The organism is Streptosporangium sp. NPDC005286 (assembly GCF_040607515.1).
Taxonomy (GTDB): Bacteria; Actinomycetota; Actinomycetes; order Streptosporangiales; family Streptosporangiaceae; genus Streptosporangium.
In genome coordinates this window covers 1-21,134 of the sequence record NZ_JBEXGU010000094.1, presented here as the reverse complement: position 1 = coordinate 21,134, position 21,134 = coordinate 1, and the positions used below count along the sequence as shown (strand labels likewise).

The 21,134-nt window shown below is 68.8% G+C and carries 23 protein-coding genes and 1 pseudogene; 12 read left to right on the top strand and 12 right to left on the bottom strand.

Annotated elements, in window-relative coordinates; all coding sequences use genetic code 11:
* Positions 1–106 precede the first annotated feature (106 nt).
* Complete coding sequence (locus ABZU75_RS28675; protein ID WP_355560572.1) at positions 107–754, top strand: TetR/AcrR family transcriptional regulator; 648 nt, start codon at positions 107–109, stop codon at positions 752–754.
* Positions 755–926: 172 nt separating this feature from the next.
* On the opposite strand, the gene ABZU75_RS28670 is transcribed toward ABZU75_RS28675, so the two are convergent.
* Entirely contained in the window at positions 927–1,403 is a 477-nt protein-coding gene (locus ABZU75_RS28670) for a DUF488 domain-containing protein (RefSeq protein ID WP_355560569.1), read from the bottom strand.
* Positions 1,404–1,480: 77 nt separating this feature from the next.
* On the bottom strand, positions 1,481–1,876 hold the full coding sequence (locus ABZU75_RS28665; protein WP_355560622.1) for a RidA family protein: 396 nt from the start codon (positions 1,874–1,876) through the stop codon (positions 1,481–1,483).
* 137 nt (positions 1,877–2,013) lie between these two features.
* On the opposite strand from ABZU75_RS28665, the gene ABZU75_RS28660 reads away from it, so the two are divergent.
* On the top strand, positions 2,014–2,988 hold the full coding sequence (locus ABZU75_RS28660; protein ID WP_355560566.1) for a WYL domain-containing protein: 975 nt from the start codon (positions 2,014–2,016) through the stop codon (positions 2,986–2,988).
* Positions 2,989–3,433: 445 nt separating this feature from the next.
* Here ABZU75_RS28660 and ABZU75_RS28655 read toward each other — a convergent pair whose 3' ends face one another.
* Positions 3,434–4,180, bottom strand: coding sequence for a methyltransferase domain-containing protein (locus tag ABZU75_RS28655; protein ID WP_355560563.1), 747 nt, complete (start codon positions 4,178–4,180; stop codon positions 3,434–3,436).
* Between the two features lie 17 nt (positions 4,181–4,197).
* A complete protein-coding gene (rsgA, locus tag ABZU75_RS28650; RefSeq protein WP_355560560.1) occupies positions 4,198–5,280 on the bottom strand; it encodes a ribosome small subunit-dependent GTPase A in 1,083 nt (360 codons plus the stop codon).
* 458 nt (positions 5,281–5,738) lie between these two features.
* Between rsgA and ABZU75_RS28645 the strand changes: the two genes are divergently transcribed.
* Both ABZU75_RS28645 and ABZU75_RS28640 read left to right on the top strand, forming a co-directional pair.
* Positions 5,739–6,053 (top strand): hypothetical protein, encoded by a 315-nt coding sequence (locus ABZU75_RS28645; protein ID WP_355560557.1) that lies wholly within the window; start codon positions 5,739–5,741, stop codon positions 6,051–6,053.
* 238 nt (positions 6,054–6,291) lie between these two features.
* On the top strand, positions 6,292–6,639 hold the full coding sequence (locus ABZU75_RS28640; protein WP_355560554.1) for a DoxX family protein: 348 nt from the start codon (positions 6,292–6,294) through the stop codon (positions 6,637–6,639).
* 71 nt (positions 6,640–6,710) lie between these two features.
* On the opposite strand, the gene ABZU75_RS28635 is transcribed toward ABZU75_RS28640, so the two are convergent.
* Together ABZU75_RS28635 and ABZU75_RS28630 are read right to left on the bottom strand one after the other, a co-directional pair.
* Positions 6,711–6,896 carry a hypothetical protein gene (locus ABZU75_RS28635; protein WP_355560551.1) on the bottom strand — a complete coding sequence of 62 codons (186 nt, stop codon included), beginning with the start codon at positions 6,894–6,896 and terminating at the stop codon, positions 6,711–6,713.
* Positions 6,897–6,978: 82 nt separating this feature from the next.
* Complete coding sequence (locus ABZU75_RS28630; RefSeq protein ID WP_355560549.1) at positions 6,979–7,461, bottom strand: hypothetical protein; 483 nt, start codon at positions 7,459–7,461, stop codon at positions 6,979–6,981.
* Between the two features lie 168 nt (positions 7,462–7,629).
* Here ABZU75_RS28630 and ABZU75_RS28625 point away from each other — a divergent pair, with 168 nt between their 5' ends.
* Entirely contained in the window at positions 7,630–10,929 is a 3,300-nt protein-coding gene (locus tag ABZU75_RS28625; RefSeq protein WP_355560547.1) for a BTAD domain-containing putative transcriptional regulator, read from the top strand.
* 673 nt (positions 10,930–11,602) lie between these two features.
* Positions 11,603–12,373, top strand: a complete 771-nt coding sequence (locus ABZU75_RS28620) for a hypothetical protein (protein WP_355560545.1) — start codon at positions 11,603–11,605, stop codon at positions 12,371–12,373.
* A 32-nt stretch (positions 12,374–12,405) separates the two neighbouring features.
* On the opposite strand, the gene ABZU75_RS28615 is transcribed toward ABZU75_RS28620, so the two are convergent.
* Complete coding sequence (locus ABZU75_RS28615; RefSeq protein ID WP_355560542.1) at positions 12,406–12,954, bottom strand: MarR family transcriptional regulator; 549 nt, start codon at positions 12,952–12,954, stop codon at positions 12,406–12,408.
* Between the two features lie 465 nt (positions 12,955–13,419).
* Between ABZU75_RS28615 and ABZU75_RS28610 the strand changes: the two genes are divergently transcribed.
* The gene (locus tag ABZU75_RS28610) at positions 13,420–14,526 is read left to right on the top strand and encodes an epoxide hydrolase family protein (RefSeq protein WP_355560539.1); all 1,107 of its coding nucleotides are present in this window, start codon (positions 13,420–13,422) and stop codon (positions 14,524–14,526) included.
* A 223-nt stretch (positions 14,527–14,749) separates the two neighbouring features.
* Here the strand turns inward: ABZU75_RS28610 and ABZU75_RS28605 are convergent, their stop codons facing one another.
* Positions 14,750–15,301 carry a helix-turn-helix transcriptional regulator gene (locus ABZU75_RS28605; protein ID WP_355560536.1) on the bottom strand — a complete coding sequence of 184 codons (552 nt, stop codon included), beginning with the start codon at positions 15,299–15,301 and terminating at the stop codon, positions 14,750–14,752.
* Positions 15,302–15,624: 323 nt separating this feature from the next.
* Between ABZU75_RS28605 and ABZU75_RS28600 the strand changes: the two genes are divergently transcribed.
* From ABZU75_RS28600 to ABZU75_RS28585, 4 genes are read left to right on the top strand one after another with little or no spacing between them, the layout of a single operon-like run.
* Positions 15,625–15,954 carry a PadR family transcriptional regulator gene (locus ABZU75_RS28600; RefSeq protein WP_355560533.1) on the top strand — a complete coding sequence of 110 codons (330 nt, stop codon included), beginning with the start codon at positions 15,625–15,627 and terminating at the stop codon, positions 15,952–15,954.
* Positions 15,955–15,956: 2 nt separating this feature from the next.
* Positions 15,957–16,370 carry a DUF1048 domain-containing protein gene (locus ABZU75_RS28595; RefSeq protein WP_355560530.1) on the top strand — a complete coding sequence of 138 codons (414 nt, stop codon included), beginning with the start codon at positions 15,957–15,959 and terminating at the stop codon, positions 16,368–16,370.
* A complete protein-coding gene (locus tag ABZU75_RS28590) occupies positions 16,370–17,191 on the top strand; it encodes an ATP-binding cassette domain-containing protein (protein ID WP_355560527.1) in 822 nt (273 codons plus the stop codon). The genes ABZU75_RS28595 and ABZU75_RS28590 overlap by 1 nt, the downstream gene beginning before the upstream one ends.
* Positions 17,188–17,949 carry an ABC transporter permease gene (locus ABZU75_RS28585; protein ID WP_355560524.1) on the top strand — a complete coding sequence of 254 codons (762 nt, stop codon included), beginning with the start codon at positions 17,188–17,190 and terminating at the stop codon, positions 17,947–17,949. Before ABZU75_RS28590 ends, ABZU75_RS28585 begins: the two co-directional genes overlap by 4 nt.
* A gap of 24 nt (positions 17,950–17,973) precedes the next feature.
* Here ABZU75_RS28585 and ABZU75_RS28580 read toward each other — a convergent pair.
* A pseudogene (locus tag ABZU75_RS28580) lies at positions 17,974–18,096 on the bottom strand (IS5/IS1182 family transposase); the annotation flags it as partial.
* A gap of 181 nt (positions 18,097–18,277) precedes the next feature.
* On the opposite strand from ABZU75_RS28580, the gene ABZU75_RS28575 reads away from it, so the two are divergent.
* Positions 18,278–19,483, top strand: coding sequence for a cytochrome P450 (locus ABZU75_RS28575; RefSeq protein ID WP_355560521.1), 1,206 nt, complete (start codon positions 18,278–18,280; stop codon positions 19,481–19,483).
* Here ABZU75_RS28575 and ABZU75_RS28570 read toward each other — a convergent pair.
* The 3 genes from ABZU75_RS28570 to ABZU75_RS28560 form a co-directional block, all read right to left on the bottom strand.
* Positions 19,461–19,748: a hypothetical protein gene (locus ABZU75_RS28570; RefSeq protein WP_355560518.1), complete on the bottom strand. Its 288-nt coding sequence runs from the start codon at positions 19,746–19,748 to the stop codon at positions 19,461–19,463. The two genes, ABZU75_RS28575 and ABZU75_RS28570, sit on opposite strands and share 23 nt — an antisense overlap.
* 209 nt (positions 19,749–19,957) lie before the next feature.
* On the bottom strand, positions 19,958–20,635 hold the full coding sequence (locus tag ABZU75_RS28565; RefSeq protein WP_355560515.1) for a DoxX family protein: 678 nt from the start codon (positions 20,633–20,635) through the stop codon (positions 19,958–19,960).
* Positions 20,636–20,930: 295 nt separating this feature from the next.
* A partial coding sequence (locus ABZU75_RS28560) for a cytochrome P450 (RefSeq protein WP_355560512.1) occupies positions 20,931–21,134 on the bottom strand: 204 nt, incomplete at its 5' end.

Sequence of the window (21,134 nt, the reverse complement as noted above, 5' to 3'; positions counted from 1 at the left end):
CGTTAGAAGTTATAACTATCCGGAGCCGGGAGTGTCAATAGGGTTCGTGATACCCTCTAACCAAATCTTCACGATGTAGCTTCATGGGCGGGGAAGGCGGCAAGTCATGACGGAGACGAAGACGAAGACCCCCCGCGAGCGCTACCGCGCTCAGGTGCGTGCGGAGATCAAGGAACACGCGTGGGAGCAGATCGCCACGACGGGAGCGTCCGCGCTCTCCCTCAATGCGATCGCCAAGCAGATGGGCATGAGCGGACCCGCGCTCTACCGCTACTACGCCAGCCGCGACGAGCTGATCACCGAACTCATCAGGGATGCCTACCGAAGCCTCGCCGACACTCTCCGCTCGGCTTCCACCACAGGCGCCGACCTGGCCGCGCTAGCGCACACCCTGCGCGCCTGGGCGCTGGAGGACCCCCAGCGATACCTCCTCATCTACGGCACCCCCGTCCCCGGCTACCACGCGCCCGACGACATCACGCTCATCTCATCCGAGACCATGGCGATCCTGCTCGACGCCTGTACGGCGCTGCCATCGGACAGTCCCGCAACGCCGTTCGACGCACACCTGGCAGACCACCGCGACTGGGCAGCCGGCCACCCCGCCCCGCCCGCGGTCCTGCACCGGGCCCTGAGCTTCTGGACCCGGCTGCACGGTGTCCTGTCCCTGGAACTCGCCGGCCACTTCACCGGCATGCGATTCGACCCCGCCCAGCTCTTCGCGGCCGAACTGGACGACCTGCTGGCGTGCTGAGTACCGCCGCGCGCATCTTGAGCCGCGTGCTTATGCGCCGATCTCCAATTCGACGATCTTGAAGAGGACGTCCCAGGTCTTCCAGTCGCTGTCGAACGGGTGGGACGTGCCGCCTCCCAGGTGGAAGCTCTGGGGCGATCGACGTCGGCCTGCAGGCTTAGGAATTCACGCGTCACAACGGGCGCAGGTGCTCGATCGTGACGCGGTGCTGCTCGGTCAGCCGCTGGGCGATCAACGAGCGGTGGCAGGCCTCAGAGTCGCGCTCGACACAGAGCAGCGCTGCGGTCCCACTGCTCGGCAGCTCCGACACGATCGGCGTGAGGTCGGCGCGGTCGAGGATCTCGGTGATGTAGCGGCGGGTGTACTCGGCGGCGAGTTCGCGGCGCGAGCGCTTGCCGACCCCTTGGCGGTCATCCTCGGCGTACTGGAGCTGGCGTAACTCGGTGGTTGGGGCGAGCTCGGGGCGGTGCTCGTAGGCGATCCGAGCATGGGCGAGGGCCGCCTGCAGCCGGCGTGAGTTCGCCCAGGCGTACTCGGGTCCGCGGACACCGCGGCGCTGGCGTACGTCGAGCAGCAGACGAACGTCCGCATGCCGCAGTCGTTGCAGGAAGGACTCGCCGCCGAAGCCATAGACGCCGATTGTCACCATCCTGAGCACCGGAAATCACCTACCTGCCTACTACTCGTGCTGCCTCCGGCAGCCCTGCCGGAGGCGGCGAGGTCACATCACGCGACGGCGGTTCCCTCAAGCTCGACCAACAGGTCGGGGATCGCCAGCCGTGTCACCCCGAGCATCGTGGTGGACGGTGCCACCCCGGCGGCGCCCAACCGCGACGCCAGCACGCCGTAGTGCTGGAAAAGCAGATCGACGTCGGTGGTGTAGACGTTGAGCCGGACGAGGTTGGCGAGGGACATGGCGGCCTCGCCGAGCACGGCCTCCAGGTTGGCGAGGCTCAGCGCCAACTGCGCCGCCATGTCATCGGCATGCTGGGGCTTGCCGTCGCCGCTCATCGCGGTCTGCCCGGAGCAGTACAGGGTCCGGGTGTGCCCGGAGACGATCTCACCCTGGTTGTAGCCCAGCTCCACCGACCACGGCCACGGGTTGACCGCCGTTCGCTCCACTGCCATATCAGCTCCATTCGATTCGTCGACATTACGTACGTCCAGCGGCTCGGTAGCCACCGTCTTTGACGTCGTGTTGATAAGCCTCCCGGCAAATCACGACATCTTGTGTCGTGTATCCCTGTAGGGTTTTTCGTATGCGCGCCGACCGGTTGGTCTCGCTGGTGCTGCTGCTGCGGCAGCACGGTCGGCTGTCCGCGGCCGCGCTGGCCCGTGAGCTGGAGGTATCCACCCGCACCGTGCTGCGCGACATCGAGGCGCTGTCCGCGGCCGGCGTCCCGGTCTACGCCGAACGCGGCCGGCACGGCGGTTTCGCGTTGTTGCCCGGTTTCCGGACCGAGCTCACCGGACTGAACCACGACGAGGCCCTTGCCCTGCTGGTCGCCGGATCGCGGCGCGGCGCGCAGGCATTCGGCCTCGGCTCGGCGCTCGCTTCGGCGATGCTCAAGGTGGTTGACGCGCTACCCGAAAGCTATCGGGACACCGCGGCCGGCGCGGCCGAGCGGTTGCTCATCGACCCGGAGGCCGACCTCCTCTCGCGTCGGCTGGTCGCTGAGGAGGTGCCTGACGCCATAGCGGCCGAGGTCCTGCGCGCGGTGTTCGCCGGACACAAGCTGCGCATCCACTACGCGGCTGTGGACCAGACCCCGAAGTGGCGCACGGTGGACCCGATCGGCCTGGTCACCGTACGCGACCGGGGCTACTTGTTGGCCACCAGGTCTGGCGCGGACCGCACCTACCGGCTGTCCCGGGTCTTGGCCGCCAAGGAACTCGCCGAACCCGCACAGCGACCAGACCGGGTCGATCTGGACCGGGCCTGGCAGGAACGCAGCACGCAGTTTCGGACCGGCGGCGACCAAGTCACCGTGCTGGTACGGGTGGACCCGACGCGGCGGGAGGACCTGGTGGGCACTGTGCTGGCCGTCCGCGCCGAAGAAGCCGACCCAGACGGCTGGCTGCGGCTGGAGGTGACCTTCCAAGATCCGAGACACGCCGAATGGGCGCTGTGGCAGCTCACCACGAACGCGGAGGCCCTGGCCCCGCAGTGGTTGCGCAACTCCCTGCGCAACCGCGCCGCCGCGATCGCCACCCGCTACGGAGTGTCATCCTGAGAGTTGTCGCCTTCTGCGGGCAGGCCGCGTTCCTGCCGGGGCCAATCGAGAGGCGGCACTTCGCATGCCCCAGCACCTGCCCGACCCCGCCGGCGATCCGTTCGGCGGCCGGCACGCCATGATGCCCCTGCTCCCGGACAGTCGGCGGTGGCACCCTGATCAGCATCGCCGGCCAAAACCCGTCGGTCGCCTCGGTCTACCGCGCCCTCGCCGACGCCGACGCCGACGCCGACGAGCAGACCGCGACCCCGAGCTAGCTCCGCTCTCCGAGTGCCCACCGGCTAGCGCCAATTTCTAACTCAGACTCCTCAAAGGCCGGTCAGGGCCTGGAGAGGGGGAGCGGGTGTTCGCCTCGCTCGTGCCGCCGACGCCATGCCGCGGTGACGACGTGCCCCGTGCGGGGCCCGGATGGTGTGGTGTCCGGGCCCCGCACGGGACGGGAGCGTCAGCGCTTCATGAGGGCGAAGACTCCCCAGCCGAGGTATTCACGCGTGTAGCGCGCGTAGCGGGCGGGCTCGGCCGTGAGCTCCGCGCGTACCTGGGGGGCCAGTTCGTCGTCGGGGTTCTGGTCGAGCCAGCGGCGCATGGTGAGCCACTGGGCCGCGGCGTACCGGTCCCAGCTGTCCTGGTCGGCCAGCATCATTTCCACGACGTCGTAGCCGAGGTCGCCGAACTGCTCGATCAGGCCGGGCAACGGCAGGTAGTCGGCGATGCTGGTGGCGTGGCAGGCCTTGGCGGTCTCCTCGTCCGGAGGGGTCCGCCGCCAGTAGGGCTCGCCGATCAGCATCAGGCCTCCGGGGCGGAGGCTGCGGCTGAGCAGCTCGGCCGTTCCGGCGACGCCGTTCCCGATCCAAGCGGCGCCGACGCAGCAGGCCAGGTCGACCGGCTGGTCCGCGACGTGGCCGGAGGCGTCGCCGTGGACGAACTCGACCCGGTCGGCGACGCCGAGTTCGGCGGCGCGGGCCTGGGCCTGGGCGGTGAAGAGCGTGCTGATGTCCACCCCGGTGCCCGTGAAGCCCAGGTCGCGTGCCCAGGTGCACAGCATCTCGCCCGAGCCGCTGGCCAGGTCGAGCACCCGTGTCCCGGGGGCGAGATGGAGCGCCTCGCCCAGGGCGGCGAGCTTCTCGGGAGTCAGCGGGTCGTGGATGCGGTGGCCGCTCTCGCGGATGGTGAAGATGCGGGGAAGGTCCATGACCAGATTCCTTTCCGTCATGCCTTGAAGTTCGGGGACTGCTTGATGGCGCGTCGCAGGCGCGCGCCGTGCTTCTTCGGCCGCTCCAGCTCGGCACGTAGCCGCGCGTCGGTGCGGGAGGCGGCGTGGGCGTTCTCGCGCTGAAGCCGGTGGTAGCTGTCAAGGCGCCGCCGGGTGAGGTGGCCGTCGTCGATGGCTGCCAGGACGGCGCAGCCCGGTTCGATGGTGTGGGCGCAGTCCGCGAAGCGGCAGTCCCGCGCCAGCTCGGTGATCTCGGCGAAGGTCTGGTCCAGGCCCTCGTCGGCATCGTGCAGGCCCACACCGCGCAGGCCCGGGGTGTCCAGCAGGAATCCGCCGTGGGGCAGCGGCAGCAGCTCCCGCCAGGCGGTGGTGTGCCGGCCCTTGCCGTCGCTGTCGCGTACCGCGCGGGTGGCCAGGCGGTTCTCGCCCAGCAGTCGGTTGCCGAGGGTGGACTTGCCCGCGCCCGAGGGCCCGAGCAGGACGACCGTGCCCGACAGGACGGCGGCGAGGGCGTCCATGCCCTCGCCGGTGGCGGCGCTGGTGACCAGCACCTCCACACCCGGTGCGACCTCGGCCACCTCGGACGCCGCCGACGCGGCGTCGGTGGACCGGTCGGCCTTGGTGAGCACCACGGGCGTGGCGCCGCTCTTCCAGGCCAGGGTGAGCATCCGCTCGATCCGCCCGTGCTTGAGCGGGTCGGCGAGCGAGACGGTCACCGCCACGGTGTCGACGTTCGCGGCCAGTACCTGGCCTTGGGAGTCGCGCGACGCGGTGGAGCGGACCACGGCGGTCCGGCGCTCCAGTACCTCGACGACGGTGGCGGAGACGGCCGCGGTGGCCGGCCGGACGGCCACCCGGTCACCGGTGCCCGGGACGACCACCGCGCGGACGGGCCCGGTCTCGACGACGACGTCGCACAGGCCGCGCTCGGCCCGCACCACGCGGCCCGGAACCAGTCCGGCGGCCCGCGACGGGGTGAAGGAACGCTCACGTTCGGCGTCCCAGCCGTAGTCGGCCAGGGTCAGAACGCGCGCAGGAGAAGAGAGAGAAGATCGGTGTGAAGTGCGTTGATGAAACAACGTGGAGACCCTTGAAAGGGGGCCCCGCCGGACGGCAGGCGTGCCGGGACTACTCCCAACAGGGAGGAAGGCAGGCGAAGGTCAGGACGAGGCCCGGGAAGTGAGGATGGTCCGGGCACCGCGCACAGCGGTGGTCTCCACGACAGTCATCAACTCACCTCCTTCGTCTCCGTAAGCGAACAGATTGTCGCTGCTGCAACTACTGTAGGGGTCCAGCCCACATAAGGTCAAAACCCACATTCGGTGGATCATGAACGGGTGTTTCCCCTGGTGAGGGGTGACCTGGGATGTCGAGAGCGCTCCAGGGCGCATGTACCGGATAAGGGGCTGTTATCCGGTACATAGCCGTCGCCAAAGTGTCGGCGACCCGGGGGTTCATCGGAACGGTCGCCGCGCGACTCGGGTGCGTTATCCGGTACATCAGCAGTCCAGCAAGATCGAATGTGGGTTTTGGGCGTATGTGGGTTGGACCCCTGAAGGAGGCCGGGATCCAGATCGGCCAGGCAAGCATCCAGTACGCCGCCACGGCGGACACGACGGTGGCCGCGAGCGGTACGACGGCGTCGGCGGCGGTGAGCGTGTTGAACGAGCAGACCCAGCAGGGTCGCATCGAGGCGGTCGCTTGGACGGTGAACTCGACCGGCCCGTCGCACGCGCCGCACTTCACCGCGGCCGCCAGCACCCGCCTGCTCGCCACGAACACATCGGTCTGCGGTGAGGGGAGCGGTGCGAGTAAGGCGGCCGCGCTGCTGGCCCGTGTCGACACGGTGTGATGGTGCCGGGGTCTGCTTCCCACGTCGGAACGATCGTCTGACCAGCTCGTTGGGCACCGCAGGTGGGCGACCTTCACCACCTCATGCACCTGGTGCTCAACCGATGTGACGTCGTCCCTGGCGTCGGCCGGCGGAGCCGTGACCCATATCACACCGGGGCATGTCACGTTCCCGGCAGCTCATCTCGTCCGTGTAGTGCGCAACCGGCCTAATCACTCTCACGGACAAGGGGACCATCGTGTTCGCCGCCTACCTTGTGATCACTCTCCTCGCCTCGGCCGTCGCCGGCCTGGCCGCCATCGCCAACTTCATCGGCCATGAATACCCCAAGAAGCAGGCGGACCAGCTTCGCGTGCCCCGTTCCTGGATGCTCCCGCTGGGCGTGATGCTGGCGGCGGGCTCGCTGGGACTGCTGGCCGGGTTCGCCGTTCCGGTGCTGGGCCTGCTCGCCGCCGCCGGCCTCGTGTTGTACTTCCTCGGCGCGTTCTGCGTTCACCTGCGGGCCCGTGACCACCACTTCGGCGCCTGGTCCGTGTTCTTCACGCTGGCGGCGGCCGCCCTGGCCGTGAACGTGGCCTACTACTGAGTTCCGGCCCAAACCGAGATCAGTTCGTCCGCGACGCCTCAGCCCGCAACCTTCTGACCTGCGGCGGAGGCTTATCGTTCAATTTCGACCGGATAATCCCAAGAACCCGTCCTGGCGTCGTGGTCACGGAGCATGCGCAAGACGGCCGTCGGCGATGGGTGCCGTCCTTTCCGCTTGCCCGTGGTGATGACGAGCCGGGCGGCGATGTCGCGCAGGCTGAGGTTCTGTCCGCGCAGGTGCAGGGCCATCGACAGCATGGCCTCGTCGACGACGGCCGCGCCGCCGATGCTCTTGCCGCGCTGCCCCGCGGCGGCAGCGCGGCCTCAGCTCCGAGGGCGGTTACAGAGCGGTCATCTCAAGGCTGACCACGTACGAGTACGCCGTCTGCTCGGTCCCGGTGAGGGTCCTGGTGATGGTCCTGGTCGCGCCCGTGGCGAGCCCGGCGCACGTGCTGCCGAGGGCGGTCACCGTGCCGAGCCGGTCGCCCTGTCCCCAGATCGGGCCGTCGGCCTCGCGCAGGTCGAAGACCACGTCCTGGGTGTTCAGGATGATCGAGGTCGGGTCTTCGAAGTCGCCGGGATTCCCGTCGTCACCGGCGTTCATGCCGAAGTAGTTGGCGTTGATCCTGGGGAACAGGTTCCCATCGACCAGGAACCGGAGCTCGTCCCGGCCGTCCCGGTCGGCCACGTTGCCGGCGTCGATGTCGTGCAGTTCCACGCGGCACGAGCCGGCCATGGCGGCCGCCGGGGGCGCGGCCAACGCCATCGGCGCCACCAGACCTCCGGCCAGGGCGAGTGCGGCGATCACCTTACGAGAATGCATGCTGTTCCTCCTGGAGACGCTGACGTTTCGCGACCGTCGCGAAACGCGGCATCAGAGTCGCGGACGCAGCGTGAGCACATCGTTAGATCGCAGGTCAATGGCATAGAGCACACGATCTCCGTGCCTTCTGACACAGTCGGGCGGCAGGCACGCGCCTACTGTCTTCATATGGGAGACTCCTTCAGCCTGCTGCTGCTCGGCACGCCCGAGCTAGCTGTCGGGGGAAGTCCGGTGCGGATCCGTTCCGCTAAGACCCGGGCACTCCTCTGCTACCTCGCCACCACGCCGGGGGCGCGCTCGCGGGCCGAGCTCGCGGGGCTGCTGTGGGGCGAGCGTCCCGACGCCAACGCCAGAGGCAGCCTGCGGCTGGCGCTGTCGGAGCTGCGCAAGGACGTGGGCGGCTGGCTCGACATCACCCGCGACCACGTCGGCTTCCGCGCCGACGACGACTGCTTCGTGGACTACCGGCAGCTCACTCGGGACCCGACGGTGGCGGGGGCGCTCCGGTTGTGGCGCGGGGAGTTCCTCGACGGTCTCTCCTTCGGGGACGCGCCCGCGTTCGCCGGGTGGCTGGAGTGCGAGCGGCAGCGGGCCCGGCTGGTGCTGCGCGAGCTGCTCGTACGCGCCGGGCCCGCCGCCTCCGAACACGTCGTACGGCTGGCCAGGATCGTGACGGAGCTGGACCCGTACGACGAGGAGGCCCACCGGGTGCTGATCGCCTCCCTGGCCAGGACCGGGAACCGGGCCGCGGCCCTGGCCTGCCACGAGGAGCTGCGCCTGCGGCTGGCGCGCGAGCTGGGCATCGATCCCGCACCCGAGACCCGCGCGCTCCGCCAGGACCTCACGCCCCGGCCCGCGACCGCCCGCCGGGCTGCCCTGCCGGTCCCCGGGTCGGAGCTGGTCGGCCGCGAGTCCGACATCCGCCGCCTACGTGCCCTGCTGTCCCGGGAACGCCTGATCACCCTGTCGGGCCCGGGTGGCATCGGCAAGACCCGCCTGGCCATCGCCGCGGCGGAGGCCGGGGACCGGGATGCCGCGCCCCTCTCCTCCACGGGGACCGGGAAGCACGACAGCGCGTCCCTATCCTCCGCGCGAGCCGGTGAGCGCAACGTCGCCTCCCCCTCCTCCGCGAAGCCCGGTGAGCACGACGCCGCGTCCCCCTCCTCGACGGATGTCGCGTTCGTGTCTTTTGTCGGGGTGCGGGCGGAGGCGGCTGTGACGACGCTCGCGCGCCGGCTCGGCGTGAACCTCTCGCCGCCGCGGCCCGCCGCCGAGCTGCTGCTCGCCGCCCTCGCCGGTCGCTCGACGCTACTGGTGCTCGACAATCTCGAACATCTGCCGTCCTTCGACGGGGTGATCGCGGAGATCCTGCGGGTGGCGCCGGGCGTGCGGGTGCTGGCGACCAGCCGGCGGCGGCTGGACGTGCCCGGGCAGGTGATCGTCCCGGTGGAGGGGCTTGCCGAGTCGGCCGCCGAGGCGTTGTTCGTCGTGCGGGCGCTCAAGGCCCGGCCGGGGTTCGACCCCGAGCGCGAGGCCCCGCTGGTGGCCGCGATCTGCGCCGCGACCGGCGGACTGCCGTTGGCGATCGAGCTGGCGGCCGGCCTGCTGCGTGCCGTGCCGTGCGCCGACCTGGCCGAACGCCTCGGCGTGGACACGGGGCTGCTCTCCACGGCCGGGCCCGCCGCACGGTCCAGGCACGCGAGCATGCGTACGGTCTTCGAGACGTCCTGGCGGCTGCTCGACCCGGCGAGGCGGGCGGCGCTGGCGGCGTTGTCGGTGTTCGGCGGCGGCTGCACCCTGCGCGCGGCCCTGGAGGTCGCCGGAACCAGCCCTGAGGTGCTGGTCCACCTGGTCGACCACAGCATGCTGCAGCTCACCCCGTCCGGCCGGTACACCCTCCACCCTCTCATCAAGCAGCTCGCCGCCGCCCATTTGGAGGACCCGGGGGTACGCGAACGGCACGCCCGCCATTACGCCCGCCTCCTCGACCGGCACGCCACCGCGCTCCAGGACGGCTCGGACGCCGAGGTCGTCCGCGTGCTCGGCGTCGAGATGGACAACATCCGCCTGGCCTGGCGGGTGTCCGGGCAGCTGCGCTTCCTGGACCACTACTGGACGTTGTGCCTGCGATTGCGCCTGTACGAGGAGTCGGTGGCGATCGTCCGCGAGCATCTCGACCGCCCTCCGGAAGACCTGCGCCTGCGGGCCCGCCTGCTCCGGATGGCCGCGGTGAGCTCCCACCAGCTCGCCAGGGAACGCGCCGCCACCCGCCTGGCCCGCGCCGCCCTCGACACGCTCGGCGAGCCACTCCCCACCACCCCCACCGACCTCGCGACCGCTCTCCTGACCGCCGCCGCCCGCCAGGCCGCCCACCGCCTCCTGCCGATCACGGCCGCCCGCCGTCTCCTCCCCGTACCCCGTACGGACGAGGCCGAGGCCGCGCAGGCGCTGACCTTGCTCGCCCGGCTCGCCTACCACCAGCAGGACCTCCCCGTGATGCTGGTGACCTCGCTGCGCCAGCTCAACGCCGCCGACCGCGGCACCGACCCCGCCCTGCGCGCCGAGTCCTACGCGAACTTCGCCACCATCGCCCGCCTCGTCGGCCGCCACCGGATCGCCACCCGCTACGGCAGCCTCGCCGACCAGGCACTTTCCTGCATCGACCACCCGGACGAGGCCGTGCACCGGGCCCGGCTGGCCCGCGGAATCGACCTGCTCCACGCGGGCCGTTTCGAGGACGCCAGGCGGTCGTTCACGGAGGGACGGTCGCGGACGATCGACCCGCGGGTGGCCGAGAACTGCGCCGGCATGCTCGCCGAGACCGCGCTGTGGCAGGGCGAGTTCGCCGCGGCGGCCACCGGGTACGCGGAGACGGAGGAGCTGGCGGTCGCGCGGGTGGGCGGGGACGACATCGGCCGCCACTGGTGCCTGACCGGCCGGGCGGAAGCGCTGTTGCGCCTGGACGGGGTGCCGGTGGAGCGGATCCGGGAGCTGCTGGCGGCCGCTCGCGCCTCGCACGAGCGGCGGCGTACGCACGCGAAGGAGATCGGCCTGCGCGACAGCCCGGCGAGCCGCACGATCCAGGAGCTGCGCCTGCTCACCATCGCGGCCCGCCTGGACCCGGCGCGGGCGCCTGCGGCGCTGGCCGAGGCGCTGACGCTGGCCGAGCGGCTGCCGGCGGTGCAGCCCGGCATGCTGGAGTGCTGGACCGGCCTCGCCGAGCTGCTCGGGGACGTGGGGCAGGACCGGACCGTGGCTCCCCTCCTGCTCGGGCACCTCTCCCGGTACGCCGCCCGCAACCCCGGCGCCGCCGCCCGGATCGGCTGGGCCCTCGCGCTGATCCTGGCCGCCCTGGGCGGGCGAAGGCAGGCCAGGCGGGCGGCCGAGCAGGCGATGGTGACCGCCGAACGCCTGGCCGCACCGTACGACCACCGCAGAGCCGAGTCCCTGGCCCGCGTCCTTGGATGAAAGTTTCACCGTCTTCAAGGACGGATGGTGCGCACGCGGCCATCATCTTCACGCTGCTGGGTGTCGGCGCCCGCGCTGAGAAGTGCGCGCGCCTGCGGCTCGACGACGGTCTCCATCACCCCTCGCACCGGTATCGTCCGCCTGTTCGGCAAGGACGACCAGGTGCGCACGGAGGCTGAGGGCTGTCCGGCGGGCTTCCTGGACGTCGGCCCGATCGATCACGCCGACCCGCAGAAGCGGGCTGTTGATCGTTATCGCGTCGGACTTATCCCTGCATATTCGAGCCGTAACCCTCCCTTCAGGGGGCCGGCACTGGCAGGCGCCTGAAACGGGCCGCGCGGAAGCCATCGACAGCTCTGACCAGCGGCTTTGAATTGGTGACCCCGCTGCCGTTGTCCACCACGAACATGGCCTCGTACGGAGCCGTGCTTGCGCCGCGCCCCTGCCTGGACCTGACTGGCAGGGACCCCAGCACCGGCTCGCCATCCTGTCGACCGTGCGGCTCAGGCCACCGTGGTGCCGTCGATCTGCGCGACCGCCACCGGATTCCTCCTGAACTCGCCCGGTGCCGGCCCTGGCTGAACGGTGAAACGAAGAGCTCGGCGTCGGGCTTGGGAGTATGTACGGGTTCGCCGGTGAGGCGCGGCGAACGCTCCGATGTTGGGATGTGGTGATGACGAAGATCCCGGGTGCGCGCGAGGAGCTGGATCGGGCGGCTCGGTGGCTGCGCGGCCAGGTCCGGTCGGTCGTCGTGGAGCTGACTGGAGATCAGGACCTGGAGGTGGCGCTACCAGGGGCGCCGGCTATCACCTATTGGGAGGAACCGCTGCGGTTTTCCTATTCCGTGCACGTCCAGCACGCCATGAGCGGTGAGCCGGGTGTTGATCCGGTGGAGGGCGCCAGGTTTCTGCTCACGTCCGCCGGTTGGGACGTCACCGTGCTAAGAGATGTTCCCGGAGTGCCGACCAACATCGAGGCCAGGAGTGGTGAGTTCCGCATGTCGCTGCTCATCTTCCAAGCGCGTGACTCCCTCACGGTCACCGGCCGGACCCCGGTGATGGCACTGCGCGAACCCCGCAAGCTCCACCCCGTGAGCCCGGAATGCGTACGCTGCCAGCGGAAGCTGACGGCTCTGCAGGTGCTGCATCGCCGCAACCTTTGGGGCGGTCAGGAACCACAGCCCAGGCACGAACTGTGGTGGGAGTGCTCTGGGTGCGGCTGGCTGGGCTACCAGCACCATGAGGGCGAGCAGTTGCATGCGATGCGGCGCCTGAAGGGTCGCGAGGGGAACTGTTTCTTCTGCGGCGAAGATCAGAGCAATGTCGCCAGTGAGGTCTGGGAGCAAGACGGCGAGCTGCGGGACCGGGTGGTGTGCCTGGACTGCGGCACCAGCAACGCCCGCCGTGTCGGGCACGCTCCCCACGATGGCAGACCACCGAGCTGACGAAGCGAAGGGGCCTTCGCTCGACCATGTCCTTAGCGGTCGAAGTAGCGCCGCGTAACCAGGTTTGGAATACCGCGATCCGCCGATTGGCTTTGCGCTGACGGCAGAGGCGCTGGCCCTACTGGCAGCAAGGCGAAGTGGCGGGTGCGCAGGCCGTGCGCCGCGAGCTGGTGATCCCCGAGGTGGCGCAGCCGGTAGTGGGCTTGAGCTATCAGATGCTCGATGCTGTGGATGGTGGATGGCCCGTCGTCGGCGACGAGCCTGGTCGGCAGCGCGGTGAGGCGTCGCCGTTCGGGTGTGCTGAGGGCACTGGTGAGCCGGGCGTCGCGGTCGGCGACGGCGTGGCGCATGCCGTCCAGGGCGGTACGGCCCGCCTCGGTCAGGGACAGCACATAGGTGCGGCGGTTGGCCGGGTCGCGGGTGCGGATGACATGGCCAGGCTCCTGGAGCCGATCGAGCAGCCTGACCATGATCGTACGGTTGATGCCGAGCCGGTGGGCGAGATCCTGCTGTGAGATGGCGTCCGGCGGGGATGTCGAGCACCACGAAATCGCGCGACTATGGCTCGTCCTGCACGGCATGAGCGGTGAACACGCGGCGCATCAGGTGGCCGGTGGTCGCATGCAGCGCGTCGTCGTCGACGTTCCTTGCCTGGCCGGGCACGAGCCTCACCTCTTGGTGTGATGCTAGCAGGCCAATGGTTCTTTCAGTGACGGTTGCGATGATATTGGTTGGAACGTTGACGGTTGAGAGTGTGTAGATCTAGAGTCCGACACGCAACTCATCGAAGGACATAATGATCATGCACACTGTCGCCGTCATCGACTCCTACCTCGCCTGCACAGAGACCGGGCAGGGGGAGTCGCCAGTGGTGTTCCTGCACGGCAGCCCCACCTCGTCCTGCCTTACGAGCTCACCGAGATTTTCACTCCGGCCGCAGGCCGCTCGGGCCGCGTGCAAATCCATGTCGAAGCTCACCTCGCAGCTCGTCGTCGCCCGTCGTCCGAACATTTGGGCGCCGAATGAATTTCCCTGGAGTTAAGACCATGATCAAGCCGTTCCGTATCGACGTCCCCCAGGCCGACCTCGACGACCTGACCGACCGGCTCTCCCGCACCCGTTGGCCCAACGAGGTCGCCGACGCCGGGTGGGACTACGGCTTCCCGCTGGCGCGGCTCAAGGAACTGGCCGAATACTGGCGCACCGGCTACGACTGGCGCGAGCATGAGGCCAAGCTCAACGAGCTTCCGCACTTCACCACCGAGATCGACGGCCAGAACATCCACTTCGTCCACGTCCGGTCTTCGAAACCGGACGCGCTCGCGCTGATCCTCACCCACGGCTGGCCCGGTTCGTTCCTGGAGTTCCTCGACGTGATCGAGCCGCTGTCGCGCGACTTCCACCTGGTGCTTCCGTCCATCCCGGGGTACGGCTTCTCCGGGCCGACCCACGAGCGCGGCTGGGATATCGTCCGGGTCGCGCGGGCCTGGGCTGAGCTGATGCGCCGTCTCGGGTACGAGCGCTATGGCGCGCAGGGGGGTGACTTCGGCTCGGGCATCTCAACGGCGCTCGGCGCGGTGGCGCCCGAGCAGGTCGTCGGGGTGCACGTCAACTACCTGCCGACCCGGCCGGTCCCGGACGCCGACATCGAACTGTCCGAAACGGATGAGGCTCGGCTGGACAAGGTCAGGCAGCTGATGGCGAATCGTCCGCCGTACCAGGCTCTGCAGGCCACCACCCCGCAGACCATCGGCTACGCGCTGACCGACTCGCCGGTCGGCCAGCTGGCCTGGATCGCCGAGCGCTTCGCACAGTGGACGGACCCTCGCTCGCAGATCAGTGACGAGCGGATGCTCACCGACATCTCGCTGTACTGGCTGACCGCCACCGCGGCTTCCTCGGCGCGGCTGCACCGCGAGGCTCCGCGGCGGATCGAGCCGTGCCCGGTACCGGTTGGCGTGGCGGTGTTCGCGCACGACATCACGCAGTCGGTGCGACCGCTGGCCGAGCGGCTGTACGACATCAGGCACTGGTCGGAGTTCGAGCGCGGCGGCCACTTCGCCGCGATGGAGGTGCCAGAGCTGCTCGCCGAGGACGTCCGGGACTTCTTCCTTACCCACATCAAGTACGACTACCGGGTCGCCACCCGCTAGGAGACACTGCTGGCCGCGAACTCCCGGGCACCCCGGAGCTTCGCGGCCAATTCGCGGAACCCGGTGAACTTGCGGATGTCAGTACGGTGGTCCTTGCCGGTACGTCCGTCCCACTCGTAGAACGCCAGGTCCAGGCCGGGACCTTCACCGCCCTGGCAACGTAGTCGACCGCGTCACTTGAGCATCAGTGCGAAGGCCGACTTCGTCGGTTCTCGCCGCCCCGTCAGCAGCCCCATCTCGCGGCCTGAACGCCGCCGACGGTCACATGTGCAGCCGGGTGCAGGAAGGTGTACCGGACGGTGTTCCGCTGCCGCTCCGGCCAGTCGGCGATGCCGTGGAGCAGCCGCAGCCCGCCGGGATTGGCCGCCAGCAGGTCGTTGGTGCGGCTCACGACGTACGCCGGGTTGGGCCGGAGCGTCTCCAGAAGCTGCGTGACGGTCGGACGGACTCGCTGCGACGGCAGGGGACAGGGCTCGGGCGCACGCCGCGCCGCCCGCGTCGCCAGCTCGCGCAGGAAGCCGCGCTCCTCCTCGTTGAGGCGGAGCGCGTCGGCCAGCGCCTCGACCACGGAGGGGCTCGGATGGGTCTCCTTGCCGCGTTCCAGGCGTACGTAGTAGTCGATGCTCACACCGGCCGGCGCCGCCAGCTCCCTCCGCGGCCAGACCGACCGATCCCGCGAGGTGATCGAGGTGGGGCGATCGCGTCCAATGCCCGGCCGGTCCGGTCGTCGTTGAGCAGGTCCGCCTCGACGCCGAAGGATTCGGCCACCGCCCACGCCCGCGACCCCGGCAGGCCGTCAGGGACTTCAAGTCTGTGCTGATCTCCGGGAACGAGCGCAGCTGCTCCAACTGCTCTTCAGAGAACATCTTCTCCGACAACGCACCACCCCACGTGCCGTACCGGACGAAACCGTAACGAACGTAGCGGCAGTGATCGTCAACCCGCCACAGGCAATCAAATGCCTCCGTTGCCGCAGGTCAGAGGCTACTTCGTTGGAAATTTCTTCATTGCTACCGGGGCCCCACGGGGCTTGCGCCGTCGCTATTCAGTGTTACTATGTACCAGTAGTCAGTATAACTGGGTAGCCGAAGGGGGTCCATGGGCAAGCAGGTGACGGAGATGCTCAAGGGAACGCTGGAGGGCATCATCCTGGCGATCCTGTCCGGCCGGCCCGCGTACGGCTACGAGATCACGGCGTGGCTGCGGGATCAGGGCTTCTCCGACATCGCCGAGGGCACGGTCTACGCGCTGCTGGTCAGGGTCGAGCGGCGCGGCCTCGTCGACGTGGAGAAGGTCCCGTCCGAGAAGGGGCCGCCGCGCAAGGTGTATTCCCTGAACGCTCAGGGACGGGAGTATCTCGAAGAGTTCTGGAGGACCTGGAGCTTCCTCACGGAACGGCTCGAACAGCTCCGCGAAGGAGGTACGTAGACATGGCCACAGAGCCGGCCGAGCCGAAGAGGCGCTACCTGCAGTACCTGGAGGTGGTCACCGGGCCGCTCGAGGACAAGAGGCGCTGGCGGCAGTACAAGGCGCGGATCAGAGTGCTTCCCGAGAACTATCGCACGGCAGTCGAAGCGCTGGAGCGGTACCTGATGCACTTCGGGCCGGGGGACGGCGCCGATGCGGCTTCGATGTTCGAGGACCTTGCCGATCTGTTCGAGCAGAGCGCGGCGGATGGAACCCCGATCCGCGAGATCTTCGGGGAGGACCCCGTGGAGTTCGTCGAGGCGTTTGTGCAGAACTACTCCGTGGGGCGGTACATCAGCCGGGAGCGGGAACGGTTCACCAGCGCCATCGAGCGCGCCGCCGGCGAGGACACCGGAAGAGAAGAGAGGACCGTCTGATGACGACACAGCAAGCCCAGGCGATCCATGTGCAGGGTCTGGAGAAGTCGTACAAGGAGCTGCGGGTGCTGCGCGGCGTGGACTTCGACGTGGCGCGAGGCAGCATCTTCGCCCTGCTCGGCTCGAACGGGGCGGGCAAGACCACGGTCGTGAGAATCCTGTCCACGCTGCTCAAGGCGGACGCGGGCACGGCCGGCGTCAACGGCTTCGATGTCGCCATGCAGGCTGCGGACGTGCGGGAGTCCATCAGCCTCACCGGACAGTTCGCGGCCGTCGATGAGATTCTCAGCGGGCGGGAGAACCTCGTGCTGGTCGCCCGGTTGCGGCACCTCAAGGATCCCGGCAGGATCGCCGATGACCTGCTGAGGCGTTTCTCGCTGACCGACGCGGGCGCGCGCAGGGTGTCGACGTATTCGGGTGGCATGCGCCGCCGCCTGGACATCGCGATGAGCCTCATCGGCAATCCGCCGGTCATCTTCCTCGACGAGCCGACGACCGGCCTGGACCCCCAGGCGCGCATCGAGGTGTGGCAGGCCGTCAGGGAACTCGCCGAGCACGGTACGACGGTGCTGCTCACGACGCAGTATCTGGACGAGGCCGAACAGCTCGCCGACCGGATCGCGATCCTGCACGAGGGGCGGATCATCGTCAACGGTACCCTGGCCGAGCTCAAGCAGCTGCTGCCGCCCGCCAAGGTCGAATACGTCGAGAAGCAGCCGACCCTCGAGGACGTCTTCCTCACCCTCGTCGGTGCCGGCGGCAAGACGGCGACGCCGGCCATGACCACAGCGTCGGCACGGACGCGTAAGGAACAGCGATGAGCAAGCATTTCTTCGGCGACACCGCCGTCCTGCTGGGACGATCCCTGCGCCACATCACGCGCAGCGTGGACACCATCGTCACGACCGCGATCACGCCGATCGCCATGCTGCTGTTGTTCGTCTACGTGTTCGGCGGTGCGATCAACACGGGGCCGGTTTCGTATGTGAACTACCTGCTGCCTGGCATTCTGCTCATCACGGTTGCCTCGGGCATCGCCTACACCGCCTTCCGGCTGTTCCTGGACATGAAGAGCGGCATCTTCGAGCGCTTGCAGTCCATGCCGATCGCACGCTCGTCCGTGCTGTGGGCGCACGTGCTGACCTCGCTGGTCGCCAATCTGATCTCGCTCGTGGTCGTCGTGCTCGTCGCCCTGCTCATGGGTTTCCGCTCGGGGGCGGGAGTGCCGGCGTGGCTCGCGGTCGCCGGCATGCTGATCCTGTTCACCCTGGCGTTGACGTGGCTCGCCGTCATCGCCGGTCTGTCCGCGAAGTCCGTGGACGGCGCGAGCGCATTCTCCTACCCGCTCATCTTCCTGCCGTTCCTCAGCTCGGCATTCGTGCCCACCGACACCATGCCCGGCCCGGTGCGCGTCTTCGCCGAGCACCAGCCGGTGACCTCCATCGTCAACGCCATCCGCGACCTCTACACCCAGCAGCCGGTCGGCACCGACATCTGGATCGCCCTGGCCTGGTGTGTCGGCATCCTCATCGTCGCGTACGCCTTCGCCATGAACACCTACCGCCGCAAGATCTCCTAGGGCCGTGTCGATCGAGTCTTTCTTGATCCAGATCAGCGTGGCGGAGAGGCGGATCGCGGCGCGGTAGTTGCGCATCGCGATTCCGCGCCATCTCTTGAGACGGTTGAAGCACCGTTCGACGACGTTGCGGCCGCGGTACCGCCGTTTCCGCTCCTCACCGAAGTCGATCGGGCGGCCACGCTTCTTCTCGCGGCGCAGCAATCAGCGCTAATCACCTGCCTGAATGCACTTCCTGTGGCTGACAGGAATTCTGAGTGCAATGCAGCTTTCGAGCCACGCCAAACACGTACTATCGCGACTTCATCCTAGGCCGATGAGAGGAATGACCATGGAACACACCATCACCACGCTGCCGACCGCGCGCCGGCCCGGCTGTCCCTTCGACCCGCCCAAGGAGCTGATCCAGGCCCGCGAGCACGGCCCGATCAGCCGCTTCCCCTTCCCCGACGGACACGAGGGCTGGCTGGTCACCGGCTACGACCTGGTCCGGGCGGTCCTGGCCGACCCTCGGTTCAGCTCACGCAAGGAGCTCATGCGCCACCACCCGCTGGTCGACCTCGGCGAGATCGAGGTGCCTCCGGCGCCGCCCGGCGAGTTCCTCCTCATGGACGAGCCGCAGCACGGGCGCTATCGCAAACCGCTGGTGGGCAAGTTCACCGTACGGCGGATGCGACAGCTCACCGAGCGCGTCGAGCAGGTCACCGCCGAGCACCTGGACGCGATGGAGAAGGCCGGGCCGTCGGCGGACCTGGTGACCGCGTTCGCCAAGCCCATCCCCTCCATCATCATCTGTGAGCTGCTGGGCGTGCCGTACGAGGACCGGGGCTCCTTCCAGGGGCACATCGACAAGTTCCTCGGCGGGGAGGTCGGCGACGAGGAACTGATCGCGGCCTACACCGCGACCCAGGACTACCTCGCGGAGCTGGTGGCCGCCAAGCGCGCCAACCCCACCGACGACGTGCTCAGCGACCTGCTCGACAGCGACCTGACCGATGAGGAACTGCGGGGGATCGCCCTGATCCTGCTGTCGGCCGGGTTCGACACCACCGCGAACATGCTGGCGCTGGGTACCTTCGCGCTGCTGCAGAACCCGGAGCAGCTGGCCGCGCTGCGCACCGAGCCCGCGCTCACCGACCGGGCCGTGGAGGAGCTGCTGCGGTATCTGAGCGTCGCCAAGCAGTTCCCGAGGGTCGCACTGGAGGACGTCGAGCTGGGCGGCCAGACCATCAAGGCCGGTTCGACGGTCATCCTGTCGTACGCCACCGCCAACCGCGACCCCGAGCGCTTCACCGACCCCCACGTGCTCGACCTGCGCAGGCAGGAGGGCGGGCACCTGGCCTTCGGCCACGGCATCCACCAGTGCCTGGGGCAGCAGCTGGCCCGCGTCGAGATGCGGGTCGCCTTCCCCGCGCTGCTCACCCGCTTCCCCACGCTACGGCTGGCCGTACCGGCTGAAGAGGTTGCCCTTCGCCTGGAGACCGCGGACATCTACGGAGTCAAGAGCCTCCCGGTCACCTGGGACGTGGCATCTTGAGTACCAAGAACAACAGGGTCCGGATGCCGCGGGTCTTCCGGCGAGTGGGGGGCACGGCGCTGGCCGGGGTGGCCACACCCGGGGTGGCCACCGCGGCGGCGAAGCCGACGATCGAAATCTCCGGCGGGCTGACGCAGCCGGTCTTCTCGTACAAAGACGCCATCCGCGAGTACGTCCAGGTGCAGTCGCCGGTCGACAGTGACGGCAAGAAGGGTCTGGTCCGGGTGGACAGCATCCGGCCGAAAGAGACCAGTTCCGAGCTCAAGGTGCCAACCTGGGCGTATTGCTCGTCGACTACGGCCAGGACACCCGCATCCACGGCGTCGCCCCCTCCGGGGGCAAGGCCTCAAGTTCATCGACGGCAAGGACTGCGTCGGCGAGAGGATGGCCGATGACGACGGCTGCTACCGCTGTGTCAGCGGGCTGGTGTTCTCGGAACCATGTGTCGGCGAGACGTCGAGACCTTCAAGGCCGCTACTCGTCGATCCAGCCGTTCTCAACTGCCCACTCGTGCGTCATGGCTTCGGCCGCGGGCAGCGTGAGGAACGAAACGGCATACAGAACAACGAGGAGCCCGATCGGAACGGCCCAAGCGCGAGGACGGGTTTTCGGCGGACCGGCCCCATTTTGTCCAGCGTTGGCAGGGCGGTCCCGACGGAGCCGCGTCTCCGGGAGCCGACGGTCGGCAGGCCTCAGCACCCACGACGCGATGGCGCACGTCCCGAAGATCAGCGGCACCCCCCACGTCTGAAGCCCGTCGCCGACTATCAGATGCGACGCCACGGCACTCGACCACAGGAAAAAGGCACCCGCGTACGCCCATTCCTTGATCAGCGGGAGCCTGGGCGCGATGATCGCGACGGCCGCACCGGCCTGCCACACGCCTAGAATGTAGGCGAAGTAGTGCGGGTATCTCAGGTGGCGCAACTGGACTTCCACCCATTCGATCGGTAGAAGGTTCCACACCGATCCAGCAGTCAACTCGAAGACGATTACAAACGTGGTGGCCCAAAAGGCGATGGGGCGGATCCGGCTCCAGTTCCAGCCGCTTCGTGCGACGGTGGTCGGCTTCTCGTCCGTCGCGTGCTGGAACGTTTTGGTCGTTTGAGTTTGCATCTCAGCCTCCTCGTCAAATCGATCTGGCATGTTCATGAGATCCTCCTTGCGTTGTGAGCGGCTTCGGTTCGAAGTCACAGGTGGCGATTGGCGATTCCACATCTGGCGGACCAGGCTGGTGGGGCTCCCGCGATGTCCCACGGTGCGGTGGTGCGCCGTCCGATGCATGGAGCCGGCTCGGCATGCCTTCGGCGAGGGGGAATCGCACGGTCACGACGACGTCCGCCTCAGGTGCCCGTACACGTCGACCGGGGCACGCCGAACAGGTCGGCGATCTGCTGGACAGTCGTCTCGGGGGTGTCGTAGAGCTATTGGGCGGGCGGCCGTCCGCTTACCAGGTCACCGCCAGCGAGTTCAAGCCGTACACGATGCTGAAGACCCGGAAGTCCACCTGCTCGTCCGGGTCGGCCAGGGCGAGGCCGGGGAAGCGGCGCAGCAGTGCCGGGAAGGCGATGCGCATCTCCATCCGCGCCAGCGGCGCCCCGAGGCAGTGGTGCACACCGTGGCCGAAGGCGGCGTGGCCGGCGGCTCCCCG

What these genes read in the sequence shown, in the direction of transcription:
- ABZU75_RS28675 (WP_355560572.1), top strand. Translation starts at nt 107, where the DNA reads ATGACGGAGACGAAGACGAAGACCCCCCGCGAGCGCTACCGCGCTCAG.
- ABZU75_RS28670 (WP_355560569.1), bottom strand. Translation starts at nt 1,403, where the DNA reads ATGGTGACAATCGGCGTCTATGGCTTCGGCGGCGAGTCCTTCCTGCAA.
- ABZU75_RS28660 (WP_355560566.1), top strand. Translation starts at nt 2,014, where the DNA reads ATGCGCGCCGACCGGTTGGTCTCGCTGGTGCTGCTGCTGCGGCAGCAC.
- ABZU75_RS28655 (WP_355560563.1), bottom strand. Translation starts at nt 4,180, where the DNA reads ATGGACCTTCCCCGCATCTTCACCATCCGCGAGAGCGGCCACCGCATC.
- ABZU75_RS28645 (WP_355560557.1), top strand. Translation starts at nt 5,739, where the DNA reads ATGTGGGTTGGACCCCTGAAGGAGGCCGGGATCCAGATCGGCCAGGCA.
- ABZU75_RS28635 (WP_355560551.1), bottom strand. Translation starts at nt 6,896, where the DNA reads ATGCTGTCGATGGCCCTGCACCTGCGCGGACAGAACCTCAGCCTGCGC.
- ABZU75_RS28630 (WP_355560549.1), bottom strand. Translation starts at nt 7,461, where the DNA reads ATGCATTCTCGTAAGGTGATCGCCGCACTCGCCCTGGCCGGAGGTCTG.
- ABZU75_RS28625 (WP_355560547.1), top strand. Translation starts at nt 7,630, where the DNA reads ATGGGAGACTCCTTCAGCCTGCTGCTGCTCGGCACGCCCGAGCTAGCT.
- ABZU75_RS28620 (WP_355560545.1), top strand. Translation starts at nt 11,603, where the DNA reads ATGACGAAGATCCCGGGTGCGCGCGAGGAGCTGGATCGGGCGGCTCGG.
- ABZU75_RS28615 (WP_355560542.1), bottom strand. Translation starts at nt 12,954, where the DNA reads ATGCCGTGCAGGACGAGCCATAGTCGCGCGATTTCGTGGTGCTCGACA.
- ABZU75_RS28610 (WP_355560539.1), top strand. Translation starts at nt 13,420, where the DNA reads ATGATCAAGCCGTTCCGTATCGACGTCCCCCAGGCCGACCTCGACGAC.
- ABZU75_RS28600 (WP_355560533.1), top strand. Translation starts at nt 15,625, where the DNA reads ATGGGCAAGCAGGTGACGGAGATGCTCAAGGGAACGCTGGAGGGCATC.
- ABZU75_RS28595 (WP_355560530.1), top strand. Translation starts at nt 15,957, where the DNA reads ATGGCCACAGAGCCGGCCGAGCCGAAGAGGCGCTACCTGCAGTACCTG.
- ABZU75_RS28590 (WP_355560527.1), top strand. Translation starts at nt 16,370, where the DNA reads ATGACGACACAGCAAGCCCAGGCGATCCATGTGCAGGGTCTGGAGAAG.
- ABZU75_RS28585 (WP_355560524.1), top strand. Translation starts at nt 17,188, where the DNA reads ATGAGCAAGCATTTCTTCGGCGACACCGCCGTCCTGCTGGGACGATCC.
- ABZU75_RS28575 (WP_355560521.1), top strand. Translation starts at nt 18,278, where the DNA reads ATGGAACACACCATCACCACGCTGCCGACCGCGCGCCGGCCCGGCTGT.
- ABZU75_RS28565 (WP_355560515.1), bottom strand. Translation starts at nt 20,635, where the DNA reads ATGAACATGCCAGATCGATTTGACGAGGAGGCTGAGATGCAAACTCAA.